Annotated in this window: 12 protein-coding genes; 2 read left to right on the top strand and 10 right to left on the bottom strand. The window is 69.6% G+C overall.

Annotated features, from left to right (window positions below; genetic code table 11):
- Positions 1-16 precede the first annotated feature (16 nt).
- From NS4_RS04320 to NS4_RS04305, 4 genes are read right to left on the bottom strand one after another with little or no spacing between them, the layout of a single operon-like run.
- Positions 17-688, bottom strand: a complete 672-nt coding sequence (locus tag NS4_RS04320) for an SRPBCC family protein (protein WP_063058144.1) — start codon at positions 686-688, stop codon at positions 17-19.
- Positions 685-1,215, bottom strand: a complete 531-nt coding sequence (locus NS4_RS04315; protein ID WP_063058143.1) for a (2Fe-2S)-binding protein — start codon at positions 1,213-1,215, stop codon at positions 685-687. Before NS4_RS04315 ends, NS4_RS04320 begins: the two co-directional genes overlap by 4 nt.
- Positions 1,208-2,083, bottom strand: coding sequence for an FAD binding domain-containing protein (locus tag NS4_RS04310; protein WP_063058142.1), 876 nt, complete (start codon positions 2,081-2,083; stop codon positions 1,208-1,210). Before NS4_RS04310 ends, NS4_RS04315 begins: the two co-directional genes overlap by 8 nt.
- Positions 2,080-4,416 carry a xanthine dehydrogenase family protein molybdopterin-binding subunit gene (locus NS4_RS04305; RefSeq protein ID WP_063058399.1) on the bottom strand — a complete coding sequence of 779 codons (2,337 nt, stop codon included), beginning with the start codon at positions 4,414-4,416 and terminating at the stop codon, positions 2,080-2,082. The genes NS4_RS04310 and NS4_RS04305 overlap by 4 nt, the downstream gene beginning before the upstream one ends.
- 277 nt (positions 4,417-4,693) lie before the next feature.
- Between NS4_RS04305 and NS4_RS04300 the strand changes: the two genes are divergently transcribed.
- Entirely contained in the window at positions 4,694-5,860 is a 1,167-nt protein-coding gene (locus tag NS4_RS04300; RefSeq protein ID WP_063058141.1) for an XdhC family protein, read from the top strand.
- Here the strand turns inward: NS4_RS04300 and NS4_RS04295 are convergent.
- The 4 genes from NS4_RS04295 to NS4_RS33215 are packed head-to-tail and all read right to left on the bottom strand — an operon-like array spanning position 5,791 to position 8,521.
- Positions 5,791-6,351 carry a nucleotidyltransferase family protein gene (locus tag NS4_RS04295; protein ID WP_063058140.1) on the bottom strand — a complete coding sequence of 187 codons (561 nt, stop codon included), beginning with the start codon at positions 6,349-6,351 and terminating at the stop codon, positions 5,791-5,793. The two genes, NS4_RS04300 and NS4_RS04295, sit on opposite strands and share 70 nt — an antisense overlap.
- 20 nt (positions 6,352-6,371) lie before the next feature.
- Positions 6,372-6,977, bottom strand: a complete 606-nt coding sequence (locus tag NS4_RS04290; RefSeq protein WP_245665058.1) for a QsdR family transcriptional regulator — start codon at positions 6,975-6,977, stop codon at positions 6,372-6,374.
- 60 nt (positions 6,978-7,037) lie between these two features.
- A complete protein-coding gene (locus NS4_RS33220) occupies positions 7,038-7,853 on the bottom strand; it encodes an ABC transporter ATP-binding protein (protein WP_063058138.1) in 816 nt (271 codons plus the stop codon).
- The gene (locus tag NS4_RS33215) at positions 7,850-8,521 is read right to left on the bottom strand and encodes a FadR/GntR family transcriptional regulator (protein ID WP_063058137.1); all 672 of its coding nucleotides are present in this window, start codon (positions 8,519-8,521) and stop codon (positions 7,850-7,852) included. The genes NS4_RS33220 and NS4_RS33215 overlap by 4 nt, the downstream gene beginning before the upstream one ends.
- Before the next feature lie 176 nt (positions 8,522-8,697).
- Between NS4_RS33215 and NS4_RS04275 the strand changes: the two genes are divergently transcribed.
- Positions 8,698-10,455: a 2-isopropylmalate synthase gene (locus NS4_RS04275; RefSeq protein ID WP_063058136.1), complete on the top strand. Its 1,758-nt coding sequence runs from the start codon at positions 8,698-8,700 to the stop codon at positions 10,453-10,455.
- A 12-nt stretch (positions 10,456-10,467) separates the two neighbouring features.
- On the opposite strand, the gene NS4_RS04270 is transcribed toward NS4_RS04275, so the two are convergent.
- Both NS4_RS04270 and NS4_RS04265 read right to left on the bottom strand, forming a co-directional pair.
- Complete coding sequence (locus tag NS4_RS04270; RefSeq protein ID WP_063058135.1) at positions 10,468-10,986, bottom strand: DinB family protein; 519 nt, start codon at positions 10,984-10,986, stop codon at positions 10,468-10,470.
- Positions 10,987-11,036: 50 nt separating this feature from the next.
- Positions 11,037-12,833: an acyl-CoA dehydrogenase gene (locus NS4_RS04265; RefSeq protein WP_063058134.1), complete on the bottom strand. Its 1,797-nt coding sequence runs from the start codon at positions 12,831-12,833 to the stop codon at positions 11,037-11,039.
- Positions 12,834-12,839 lie beyond the last annotated feature (6 nt).

The following is a 12,839-nucleotide window of genomic DNA, read 5'->3' as shown; positions in this document are numbered from 1 at the left end:
TATCGGCCCCGCGACCTCATGCGGGGCGGCGGCGCCGGACGAGCAGCAGCAGGAGGACCACCACCGCCGCGCCCAGGCCCAGTAGCAGTTGCCGCTCGGCGGTGACCCCGGCGGCGGCCATCAGATCGATGGGTTCGGCGGACCGGCGGGGCGCGATGCGGGTGACCGGCGCGGGCCCCGGCTCCGGTGCGGCTTCTTCGGATGTCGCGGGGGTGGACGCCGCGGCCTGCCCGTTGCCCGGCGCGGCGGCGGTGATCTCGGCGGCGAGATTGTCGGCGAAGGTACCGATGAGGCTGCCCGCCACATCGGCGAGGGCACCGCGACCGAACTGGGCCGGTTTACCGGTGATCGCCAGATCGGTATCGACGAATACGTCGGTGATCCCGTCCGATTCGACCAGCCGGCAGGTGATCACGGCCTTGGCGGTGCCGTTGCCGCGGGTCTCGCGGCCGCCGCCCTCGAGTATCGCGACCTTGGCGGATTCGTCCTGGGAGACCACCTTGATGACGCCGTTGTAGGTGAGCCCCACCGGACCCAGTTTGACCTTGATCTTGCCGTGGAAATCGTCGCCGTCGCGGGAGGTGAGGACGGCGCCGGGTACACAGGGGGCGATCCGCTCCAGATCCAGTAGTACGGGCCAGGCATCCGCGGCAGGGACGGGGATCTGGAAGGTGTTCTCGAGTTTCATACGCGGTCCTTGGCGTCGGTGCCGGCTCTGGTCTGCAGGGTCGCGGGTGCTTCGGTACCGAGGGCGGTGGCGGCGTCGCGTACGGCGCGGATGATGCCCTGGTATCCGGTGCAGCGACAGATGTTGCCGGACAGTGCTTCCCGGATCTCGTCATCGCCTGGATCGGGTGTCTCCCGCAGGAATGCGGTCGCGGAGACGACGAAACCGGGTGTGCAGAAACCGCACTGGAGGCCGTGGTGGTCGCGGAAGGCCTGCTGGACGGGGGAGAGGGCGCCGTCGGGATCGGCCAGGCCCTCCACGGTGGTCACCTCGGCCCCGTCGGCCTGGACCGCGAAGACCAGGCACGCGCGCACCGCCGCCCCGTCGAGCAGTACCGAACAGGCGCCGCAGACACCGTGTTCGCAACCCAGGTGGGTGCCGGTGAGGCCGCAGGTCTCCCGGAGATAGTCGGCCAGGGTGCGGCGCGGGGGTATCCGGTCGCGGCGCTTCGCCCCGTTCACGACCACCGAGATCTCGATATCAGTCATTGCTCGCCTCCTCTACCGCGCGGTGCCAGGCCCGCGCGACCATGACCGCCCCGATCCGGCGCCGATAGTCGGCGGAGCCGTGGATATCGGCCGGTACCGAATTCAGCCCCGCGGTCACCGCACGTCCGAGTTCGGCGGCGTCGACCGCGGCGGCCGGGCGGCCGATCAACTCGGCCTCGGCCGCGGTGGCCCGCAGCGGAGTGGGCGCCAGGCCGATGAGTCCCAGGGCGGCTTGTTCGATCCGGGAATCGGCGTCGAGCCGCACCGCGACCACCGCCCCCGCCATGGCGAAATCTCCCGCGCGGCGCGTGAACTCCTCGATCGCGAAACCGGTCCGTCCCCGCCACACCGGGAAGGTGACCCCGGTGAGCAGTTCGTCGGCTTCCATGGCTGTGCTCCACATACCGGTGAAATACTTCGCGGCCGGAATCGTGCGCTGCCCGCGTGGGGACAGGGTGTGCATCCGCGCGTCGAGAGTGAGCGCCACGGCCGGGTACTCGCCGGCGGCGTCGGCGTGTGCGATCGCCCCGCCGATAGTGCCGCGATTGCGGATCTGGAAATGGCCGATCAGCGGAGTCGCCCGGTGCAGCAGTGGCACGTCGCTGCGGATCCCGGCGTCGCGGCCGACCGCGGCGTGCGTGGTCCCCGCCCCGATCCACACCGTGTCACCGCGGGTTTCGACGCCCCGTAACTCCTCCAGTTTCCGCAGGTCGACCAGATGGTCGAAAACGGCGAGCCGCAGCGCCAGCATCGGCACCAGGCTCTGACCGCCCGCGATGATCTTGGCTTCGTCTCCGAGAGCGGCGAGCAGAGCCACGGCCTCGTCCGAGGTGGCGGGCGCGTGGTATTCGAAGGCGGCGGGTTTCATGCGGTGACCTCCGGTGTGCCGCTCGCCTCGATCATCGCGACGATGCGGGCGGGGGAGAGGGGAAGCCGGTCGATCTCGACACCGAACGGTGCCAGCGCGTCGGCGACGGCATTGAGTACCGCGGGCGTCGCCCCGATGGCACCACCCTCGCCGACACCCTTGAACCCGCCCGGCCCGGTGCTCGGGGTCTCGATGTGCCCGAGTTCGATCTCGGGTACCTCGGTGGCGGTGGGCAGCAGGTAGTCCAGGAACGTGGTGGTCACAGGATTGCCGTCGTCGTCGTAGGCGAGGTGCTCGTAGAGTGCGCCGCCGATGCCCTGGACGGTGCCACCGTAGATCTGGCCCTCCACGACATTCGGGTTGATCATCGGCCCGACGTCCTCGCTGACCACGAAGCGCAACAGGGTGACGTGCCCGGTCTCGATATCGACCTCGCAGGTGCACACATGGGTGGCGTTGGCCCAGATCATCAGCTGGTCGGCGCGGTGGCGGCCGGTGGCCTCCAGTCCCGGTGGTACGCCGGGCGGCAGCAACTCGGTCTGGTAGTAGGCGATCTGCGCGATATCGGCCAGCGACAGGGACTTCTCCGTATCCGGCACCCCGGCCCGGCCGTGGGCGAATTCCACCTCCTCGACGGCGACGCCGAGCTGTTTCGCCGCGATCGCGATGATCCGTTCGCGCAGCACCTGCGCGGTCTGCCGGATGGCGCCCGCCGCCATCGAGCCCGAGCGGCTGCCGTTGGTTCCGCCGCCCTGCGGGGCGACGGCGGTATCGCCCTGGATGGTCTGCACCTCGGCGATATCGATACCGAGCGCGTCCGCGGTGAGCTGGATAGCGGTGGTCTCCAGGCTGTTGCCGGCCGACCCGCCCGACAGGTACACGTTCACCTTGCCGGTCGGTGCGATCCGGATTGTGGCGCCCTCGGTGCTCAGGAACGGGGTGGCGCCGGTGGTGGGTTCCACATAGGTGCAGGTGCCGACGCCGAGATAACGGCCTTCGGCGCGGGCGGCGGCCTGTTCGGCCCGGAAGGCGTCGTAGTCGAGGATCTGCAGCGCCTGCTCGAAGGTCTCGCGCGGTGAGGCGTCGGAGTAGGGCATCCCGTTCGGGTTGGCCACCGGCATCTCGCTGTGGCCGAGCATATTCCGGCGCCGCAGCTCGACCGGGTCCAGGCCGAGGCGGCGGGCGGCGGTGTCCAGCAGGAGTTCCCGGGAGACCGATTCGAACTGCCAGGGACCGCGATAGGCCACCCGGCCCACCGTGTTCGAGTAGTAGGAGGCGGTACTGAAACCGGCTTCCGGTACCCGGTAGGGCCCGGGGAAGAGCATGCCGACCGCGATCGAGGAGGTGAGCGGGGACGGAATCGGATAGGCCCCCACATTCTGGACGTGTTCGATGGTGGCGGCGAGGATACGGCCCTCCTCGTCGAAGGCCATGGCCACCTCGCCGTGTTCGTGGCGGGCCATACCGGCCGCCATCAGGCTCTCCTGCCGGTCCTCGATCCATTTCACCGCGTGCCGGACGGTGCGGGCGGCCAGCATCACGCAGGTCTCCTCGCGCTGCGGCGCCACCTTTTGGCCGAAACCACCACCGGTGTCGCGCACGATGACCCGGACCCGGTGCTCGTCGATCCCGAGCAGCCGGGAGCAGAAGCCGCGCACCTCATGCGGTGACTGGGTGGAGGTCCAGATCGTCATCTCGCCGGTGGGGGCGGTCCATTCCGCCACCACGCCGCGGGTTTCCAGCGGCACCGGCGCGTAGGCCTGCTGATGGATGGTCTGGCGGACCACGTGCGGGGCGGCGTCCATGACTGCGGCCAGGTCGGCGGGGGCACGCCCGGCCAGGCCGCCGGCCGAGTTACCGGCGTGCTCGGCATGCACGAGTTCGCCGGCGTTGGCGGCGGTTTCGTAGTCGACCACGGGTTCGAGCGGGTCGTAGTCGACGATCACCAGTTCGGCGGCGTCCTCGGCGATGTACCGGTCGGCCGCCAGGACCAGCACCACCGGATCGCCGACGAAGCGCACCTCGCCCTCGGCCAGTGGCGGGCGGGGCACCTCCGGGAAGCCGGGAGTGTCCAGAGCGTAGGAGATCTCGCCGACCCGCGGGTTGAGATCCGCCGCCGTGTAGACGGCGACGACCCCTTCGAGCGCGGCGGCCTCGGCGGTGTCGATCGCGGTGATCCGGGCCCGGGGCAGTGGGCTGCGGACGAAGCAGGCGTGCACCATGCCGGGACGGGTGATGTCGTCGACGAACGTTCCGGCGCCGGTCAGCAGCCGCAGATCTTCGATCCGGGGTACCCGGGCGCCGACGGCCGTCGTTTTCTCGGTGGTGCTCATCGTCGGCTCCGTCGCGTCGGAATGTGGTGTGGGGCGCTGCGGGGCAGCCTGATTCGACCCATCCGGCCGTTCCTCCGTTCGCGGGATGTCACGGGCACCGGCGGCGGGGCGCCCGAGTTTCGGCACGCCGATGCTGAGCACTTGTTTAGCATCGCCGTTCCGGCAGTGTCAATACAGGATATGTCGTCTTCAAGAATTGCAATATCGATTTGCGGAAGTGATATTCTCGCATGTTGTTCCTGATTTTACGGCAACGTTGCGGTGCGGAGGTGAAGCGATGCGCGACCTGGCCGCAGACCTGGTCCGATGGCACGCCGAGGGGGTCGCCTACGCGGTGGCGACCGTGGTGGCGGTCCGGGGGAGCGCGCCGCTGCCGCTGGGGGCGGCGATGGCGGTGGACGCGACAGGCGGGGTGCGCGGCAGTCTTTCGGGCGGCTGTGTCGAAGGCGCGGTGTACGAATTGTGCGCACAGGTTCTGGCCACGGGAGAGCCGGCGCGACAGACCTTCGGCTACAGCGACTCCGACGCGTTCGCGGTCGGTCTGACCTGCGGGGGCGAACTCGATGTCTTCGTGCAGCGGATCACGCCCCCGCAGTATCGGGTCGTCGAGGCCGCGCTCGACCCGTCCCGGCCGGTGGCGGTGGTCCGCGACCTGACCACCGCGGCACTGGCGGCGGTGACCGCCGAGGCGGTGATCACCGACGGCGAGGACTGGCCCGATCCGGTGGTGGAGCAGGCCCGCGCGCTACTCCATCAGGGCACGAGCGATGTGCGGACGATCGGTTGCGGCCCGGCCGCCCGGGAAATCTTCGTCGCCGCGTTCACCACACCCCCGCGGATGATCGTCTTCGGCGCGAATATCTTCGCGGCCGCGCTCTGCCGGGTCGGGAAACTGCTGGGCTATCACGTCACGGTCTGCGAGGGACGGGCCGCCTTCGCCGACCGCGCCCGGCTACCGGAGGCCGACGAGGTGGTCGCCGACTGGCCGCATCGCTATCTCCGTGCCACCGCGGCGGATTCCCGGACCGTTCTGTGCGTGCTCACCCACGACCCGAAGTTCGATATTCCAGTGCTGGTCGAGGCGCTACGGCGACCGGTCGCCTATATCGGCGCCATGGGTTCGCGCCGCGCCGACGCCGAGCGGCGCACCCGGCTGCGCGAGGCCGGCGTCACCGAGGAGCAGCTCGCGCGGCTGCGGTCCCCGATCGGGCTACAACTCGGCGGCCGGACTCCGGAGGAGACCGCCCTGGCCATCGGCGCGGAGATCGTCGCGCTGCGCCACGGCGGGTCGGCGCGTTCGCTGTCGGGCACCCGGCGACCGATCCACACCGCCCCGCCGGAACCGCGGGAATCCGACGCGGTGCCCGCCGCCGATCACCGTGTCAGATCCTCCGGCGTGTCGACGTCGTCGGGCGAGCCGGTTCCGTCGCACGGCACCTGCTGAACCAGCTCGGAATTGGCGGCCAGGAATCTTCGCGCGCCGATATCGCCGACCGCTTCGGCCGCCACCGCCGCGAAGTATTCGGCACCGAGCAGCACCGGATGTCCGGGGCGGCCGTCGTAGGTGGCGGTCGCCAGGCGGGCGCCGCAGGCGAGCAGCCGGCGGACGGCTTCGGCGCCGAGCCACGGCATATCGACGGGGACGACCACGGCGGCAGTTTCGTGGACTGCCACCAGGCCGGTGGTCAGCGAGGAACCCATCCCGCTCGCCCACCGCGGATTGTGCACCACCGTCGCCCCGCGCACCCGCAGCTCCATCGCGCCGGATACCACGACCACCCGAGCGCAACCCCCGTCGCGCAACAGGCGCACGGCCCGGTCGACCAGCCGTTCGCCGTCGAACAGCACCTCGGCCTTGGGTTTTCCGAAACGCCGGCCGGCGCCCGCGGCGAGTACCAGTCCCGCGGCGTCGAGTGGCGCGGCTCCGTGATCCATGCCGTGATCCTCGCCGGTGATCAGTTGCCGGGTGGATCGATGCCCAGCAGAGCCGTCTGCACCTGGTGCAGCCGGTCCACATCACCGCGCAGCCCGGTCACATTGTCCTGGTAGAGGAATGCCTCGCCCAGGCGCACCAGGGAGTAGGCGAGCAGCGACCGTTCCAGCTGGGGTGTGTAGCCGTCCTGTTCCTCGGCCCGGGTGATGAGTTGCTCCACCGCGACGAGGATGCGCGGCTGGACCGGGCCGTCGCTCGCGGTGAGGATGCGCAGACCCGCCAGCGGCTCGTTCTCGAAGTACTGGCGAAACGGCTCGTTACCCGCCATCCAGCGGTTGACCCGGTCGAGCACGCTCAGGATGCGCCGGGCGCCCGATTCGCGCCGGCGGGCGTCCGCGCGTTCGATGAGGGATTCGAATTCCCCGGCCAGCACGGCGCCGAGGACGCCGTCGCGGGAACCGAACCAGCGGTAGATGGAGGCGCGGCTCAGCTTGAGCTGGGCGGCGATCGCCTGGATATCGACCCGTTCCCCGGCCAGGAAAGCCTGCCGGGCCAGTGCTACTACTTCTTCGCGGGTGGCCGAGGCCGGGCGGCCGGGCGGTCTGGAGGTGCGGCTCGCGGTGGTCACCACGTTATGGTACACACATTGTTTCGTGTATCTAACACAGGCGGAGAGCCTGGTCGTGGGCTATGAGTGTAGAGCGGGTGGGGCCGGCCGGGCCAGCGGGGACCGCGCCGACCACCGGCCGCCCTCCCGGGTGACCCGCACCGGATGATCGAATGCCGCGGAAATGTATGCGGTGGTAATCGTTTCGGCCGCCGGGCCCGCCGCGACCGTCCGCCCGTTCGCGATCAGCAGCGCATGGCCGGTCGTCGTCGGCAACTCCTCGAGATGGTGGGTCACCAGGACCGAGGCGAGTTCTGGGTAGGTCCGGTCCAGCGCGTCGATCGTATGCAGCAACTGTTCCCGGGCGGCCACATCCAGTCCGGTGGTCGGTTCGTCGAGCAGCAGCAGGCGCGGTGCGGTGATCAGCGCGCGGGCGATGAGGGTTCGTCCGCGTTCCCCTTGGGACAGGGTGAACCAGGAGCGTTCGGCTTTCGCGGCCATTCCCACCGTGTCGAGCGCCTCTGTCGCCGCCGCGATCTGGGCGGCGGTCGGTGTCCAGCGCGGCGGGATGTCCACCGTCCCGGTGAGTCCGGTCAGCGCCACATCGCGCACCGGAAGAGGTGAGCGCAGTGGGTGCCGCGGGTCGACATGCCCGATCGAGCGCCGCAGTCGCTGCAGTTCGACGCGGCCGAGTTGCTCGCCGAGCACTCGGACGATGCCGGTGGTCGGGTGGGTCACCGCGCCACAGAAACCCAGCAGCGTGCTCTTGCCCGCGCCGTTGGGGCCGAGCAGGGCCCAGTGTTCACCGGCGCGCACGGTCAGCGAGATGCCGTCGATGATCTGGTTACCGTCGCGCTGGAAGGTGACATCGGTCAGCTCGAGCACCGGTGTGCTCACGAGAAGGCCTCCTTGATGGCGCGCAGATGGTCCCGGCTGAGTGCGGCCGCGGTGTCCGGGTCGCGGGCGGCGATGGCGGCGGCGAGTTGCTCGTGCGCCGCGTGGTCGGCGGGCGGGGAGGGCAGCGGGCGGATGTGCAGCATATCGATCATCGCGATCCGCAGCCGGGGCAGGAAGGTGTCGAACAGCTGGATCAGTATGTCGTTGTGCGCGGCCACGATCACGGCGCGGTGGAAGGCCGTATCGGCATCGACGTACTCGGAGACCGAGAGGCCCGGGGCCGCGCGGCCGGCCAGGGTGCGGCGGATCGTCCGCAGATCTGCGGGGGTGCGCCGGTGGGCGGCCAGGGCGGCGGCCTCGGTTTCGATGGCCATCCGGGCTTCCACCACCGCGGCGATGGTCGCGCGCCGCACGACGATATCCCAGTCTTCGGCGATATCCAGGGCCGTGACGAACACGCCGGCGCCCTGCCGGCTGGTGAGCACTCCGCGTCCCGCGAGTTCCCGAATCGCCTCGCGCAGCGTCGAACGTCCGACTCCCAGCTGGGCCGCGAGGGTGGTCTCGCCGGGTAGCCGGTGGCCGAGCGGCCACTCGCCGGCCCGGATGCGTGCCAGCAGCAGATCGGCCGTCTGTTCGGCCAGCGGGTGCCGTCGTACCTGGGAGACCATATCGAACCTCGCTACTTGTCTGAGGAGTCGTGTACAGTCTGCCACATGTCGCACCCGGAGCTTCTCCTCGACCGCCACGGCGGGGCCTGAACGATCGGCCACCCCGCCGTGGGGTTGTCGTCGGCCGGTCACCGTCACCGAACGGCCGTACGCACAGGAAGACCGGGGAACACCCCATGACCACACAGACCCACCCCACCATCGACACCCCCGCCGGAGCGGTTCCCGGCGACGCGCCGGAGTGGTACCGGCAGCGGCACTCCCAGTTGCCCTCGTATCGATACCGCGACATCTACGACCGGGTGGACGTACCCGTCACCGAACGCCGCTGGCCGCAGGCCCGGATCGAGCGCGCGCCGCTGTGGGTCCCGGTGGACCTGCGCGACGGTAATCAGGCTCTGGCCGAGCCGATGGACCCGGACCGCAAGATGCGGTTCTTCACCATGCTCGTCGCCATGGGCTACAAGGAGATCGAGGTCGGCTACCCATCGGCCTCCAAGGCCGATTTCGATTTCGTCCGGATGCTCGCCGATACCGGCGCGGTGCCGCCGGATGTGACGCCGGTGGTGTTCACCCCCGCCCGGCGCGATCTCATCGCGCGCACCGTGGACTCGGTACGCGGGATGGACAACGAGGTGGTGATCCACCTGTACACCGCCACCGCGCCGATGTGGCGTGACACCGTGCTCGGCAAGAACGCTCACGCCGTCCGCGAGCTGATCCTGGCCGGTGCGCGGGATGTGCTGGAATTCGCCGCCGACCTGCCCCGCGTGCGGTTCCAGTTCTCCCCGGAGGTGTTCAACCAGACCGAACCCGGATATGTGCTGGAGATCTGCGACAGCGTCACCGACCTGTGGCAGGCCACCCCACAGCGGCCGGTGACCCTGAACCTGCCGGCCACCGTGGAGATCGCGACACCCAATGTGTACGCCGATCAGATCGAGTACATGCACCGCTCGCTCGCCCGCCGCGACAGCGTGATCCTGTCGGTGCACCCGCACAACGATCGCGGTACCGGTGTCGCCTGTGCCGAACTGGCGGTACTGGCCGGCGCGCAGCGGGTGGAAGGGTGTGTATTCGGCAACGGCGAGCGCACCGGCAATGTCGATATCGCCACGCTCGCGTTGAATCTGCACGCCCAGGGCGTGGACCCCATGATCGATTTCTCCGATATCGACGAGATCCGCCGCACGGTCGAGTACTGCACCCGGCTGCCGGTCCACCCGCGCCATCCCTATGTGGGCGATCTGGTGCACACCGCGTTCTCCGGTACTCACCAGGACGCCATCAAGAAGGGTTTCGCCGAGCACCGGGCCCGGGCGGCCGCTACCGGACGCCCCGAACGTGAGATCGAATGGCGGATACCGTATCTGCCCATCGATCCGGCCGATATCGGCCGTAGTTACGACGCTGTGGTCCGGGTCAACTCGCAGTCCGGTAAGGGCGGTATCGCCTATCTGCTCGCCACCGAACACGGGCTGGACCTGCCGCGCCGGCTGCAGATCGATTTCGCCGGCCGGGTACAGGGCCATACCGACGGCACCGGGGGCGAAGTGAGTGCCGCCGAGCTGCGCGCCCTGTTCGACGAGTCCTATATCGATGCCGCCGAGCCGCCGGATGTGCAACTGAAGGATCTGCGGGTGGCGGGTGCGTCCGGTGCGCAGGTCGTCACGGTCGGTCTGGTGGTCGGCGGGCGGGCCCACGACAGCGAGCACGCGGGTGCCGACCGGTTGGCCGCGGTGCTCGCGGCCCTCGCGGCGGCCGGGCGGGAGATCGAAGTATTGAGCCTGACCGGGCACCCCGTCGCCGGTCATACGATCGCCTACCTCGAGTACCGGCGCGGCGGGCGGACCGGATGGTCCTGTGCGCACGGCGATTCGGTGGAATCGGCCGGGATCGCGGCGGCGCTGCGCGCGGCCGGAAGCCTCGCCTGACACCGGCCGGGCTCAGTCCCCGGTACGCCCGTCGATCCGTTCGCGGAGCAGGTCCGCGTGCCCGTTGTGGCGGGCGTATTCCTCGATGAGATGCAGATATACCCAGCGCAGGCTGTATTCGGTCCCGTTGGGGTGGCGACAGCGGTGGTCGAGCCCGAGCTCGGCCACCGCCGCATCCGCCAACCGTATCTCGCGCCGGTACACGGCGAAATCGGTGGCCGGATCGGCGGATCCGGCATTGTCGATATCGCCGTCGGGGTCGGCGGCCGAACAGTAGAGGTAGTCCAGCTGCTCACCGGCGGCGGCCATCCGCAACCAGCCGCGTTCCACCTCGGCCAGATGCCGCACCAGGCCGAGCAGGGACAGCGCGGAGGGGGGCGCGCTGCGGTAGGCGAGCCGGGCGGCGTCCAGGCCGGCGCATTTCCCGAGCAGTGTCTGCCGATGGCGGTCCAGCCAGGATTGCAGCATCGGGCGTTCCGGACCGGTGGACACGGTATCGGCGAGGTGTACGGCGGGTGCGATCCAGCTCATGTGGCCACCGTATCGGCGGGCGCCACTGCTTTTCCGGGGCCGCGGGGCCGTCAGAACCAGTTCTCGCGCATATCGAGGGTGGTGGTGTCGAGGTCGGTGAGGAGGTCCAGCTGCGGGCCGGTGCGGGGCAGTTCGTGGCGGAAGAAGTAGCGGGCGGCGTGCCGTTTACCGTCGTAGAAGTCGCCGTCGCGGCCGTGTGCGGCGACCGTCTGCGCCAGCCAGATCCAGGCCACCACGTGATGGCCGAACGCCTCCAGATAGACCGAGCTGTTGGCCAGCGCGACCTCGATATCGCCGGCCGCGAACAGACCGCCGGTGACCGTGACCAGCCGGCTCCAGGATTTGTCGAGCCGGTCGGCGAGGTCGGCGGGTTCGCCGCCGAGTTCCCGGGCGGCCGAGAGGGTTTCCCGGATCCTGGTGTCGAGTTCACGCAGACTCGCGCCCGACTGCTGGGTCACCTTGCGGCCCAGCAGGTCCAGGCCCTGGATGCCGTGGGTGCCCTCGTGGATCGGGTTGAGCCGGTTGTCGCGATAGTGCTGTTCGACGTTGTACTCACGGGTGTATCCGTAACCACCGAGGACCTGGATGGCGAGATCGTTGGCGGCCAGGCACCACTGGGAGGGCCAGCTCTTGGCGATGGGGGTGAGGATGTCGAGCAGCAGAGTGAGCGCGCGGCGTTCGTCGTCGGAATCGGCGGTCCGCTGTTCATCGATGAGCCGTGCGCAGTACAGCACCAGCGCCAGACCGCCCTCGGCGTAACTCTTCTGCGCCAGCAGCATCCGTTTCACATCGGCGTGTTCGATGATCGGGCGCTGCGGGGAGGCCGGGTCGGCGGCGCCCTTGGTGCGGCCCTGGGGGCGGTCGCGGGCGTACTCGAGCGATTCGAGGTAGCCGGTGTAGCCGAGCGCCGCGGCGACCAGTCCGACTCCGCTGCGGGCCTCGTTCATCATGTGGAACATGTACTTCAGTCCCTGGTGCGGCGCACCGACCAGATAGCCGACCGCGCCGGGGGAGCCGTCGGGCGTCCAGCGGCCCTCGCCGAAGTTGAGCACCGTGTTGACGGTGCCCCGGAAACCCATCTTGTGGTTGAGCCCGGCCAGTGCCACATCGTTGCGTTCGCCGCGGGAACCGTCTTCGTTCACGAGGTAGCGGGGCACCACGAACAGCGAGATGCCCTTCGTGCCCACCGGCCCGCCAGGGATCTTGGCCAGCACCAGGTGCACGATATTGTCGCCGAGTTCGTGGTCGCCACCGGAGATCCACATCTTGGTGCCGAAGACCCGGTAGGTGCCGTCGTCGCGCGGTTCGGCCCGGGTGACGATATCGGCGAGCGAGGACCCGGCCTGGGGTTCGGACAGGCACATGGTGCCGAAGTAGCGGCCTTCCAGCATCGGCTGGACGAACCGCCGCACCAGTTCTTCGTCGGCGTGCGCGATGAGCAGATTGGCGTTGCCGATGGTGAGCAACGGGTAGGCGCTGGTACCGGGGTTGGCGGCGTGGAACCAGGCGAAGGCCGCCTGGGCCACCGCGGCCGGGAGTTGCGCGCCGCCCAGATCCGTGTCCATGGTGGCCCCGACCATCCCCGCGTCGGCGAACGCCGTCAGCGCGGTGCGCACTTCCGGGATGATGGTGACCGTCTCGCCGTCGAAAGTGGGTTCGTGGGTGTCGTTGAGCTTGTTGTGGGTGGCGAAGTATTTGGTCGCCAGCTGCTCGCTCAGCTCGAGCACGGCGTCGAAGGTCTGACGCGAATGGTCGGAGAAGCGCGGCCGCCGGGTCAGGTCCTCGACCGCGAGCCATTCGTAGAGCAGGAACTCGAGGTCGCGCCGGGACAGCAGAGTAGACCGCATAACCAC

The organism is Nocardia sienata NBRC 100364 (genome assembly GCF_001613205.1).
GTDB classification, from domain to species: Bacteria; Actinomycetota; Actinomycetes; order Mycobacteriales; family Mycobacteriaceae; genus Nocardia; species Nocardia sienata.
The sequence above is the reverse complement of the archived record's forward strand: the minus strand, read 5'-3'. Positions and strand labels throughout refer to the sequence as shown.

Excerpts from the sequence above, each read along its gene's own strand:
- NS4_RS04265 (WP_063058134.1), bottom strand. The coding sequence starts at position 12,833 with ATGCGGTCTACTCTGCTGTCCCGGCGCGACCTCGAGTTCCTGCTCTAC.
- NS4_RS04305 (WP_063058399.1), bottom strand. The coding sequence starts at position 4,416 with ATGAGCACCACCGAGAAAACGACGGCCGTCGGCGCCCGGGTACCCCGG.
- NS4_RS04295 (WP_063058140.1), bottom strand. The coding sequence starts at position 6,351 with ATGGATCACGGAGCCGCGCCACTCGACGCCGCGGGACTGGTACTCGCC.
- NS4_RS04275 (WP_063058136.1), top strand. The coding sequence starts at position 8,698 with ATGACCACACAGACCCACCCCACCATCGACACCCCCGCCGGAGCGGTT.
- NS4_RS04300 (WP_063058141.1), top strand. The coding sequence starts at position 4,694 with ATGCGCGACCTGGCCGCAGACCTGGTCCGATGGCACGCCGAGGGGGTC.
- NS4_RS04310 (WP_063058142.1), bottom strand. The coding sequence starts at position 2,083 with ATGAAACCCGCCGCCTTCGAATACCACGCGCCCGCCACCTCGGACGAG.
- NS4_RS04270 (WP_063058135.1), bottom strand. The coding sequence starts at position 10,986 with ATGAGCTGGATCGCACCCGCCGTACACCTCGCCGATACCGTGTCCACC.
- NS4_RS04320 (WP_063058144.1), bottom strand. The coding sequence starts at position 688 with ATGAAACTCGAGAACACCTTCCAGATCCCCGTCCCTGCCGCGGATGCC.
- NS4_RS33215 (WP_063058137.1), bottom strand. The coding sequence starts at position 8,521 with ATGGTCTCCCAGGTACGACGGCACCCGCTGGCCGAACAGACGGCCGAT.
- NS4_RS04315 (WP_063058143.1), bottom strand. The coding sequence starts at position 1,215 with ATGACTGATATCGAGATCTCGGTGGTCGTGAACGGGGCGAAGCGCCGC.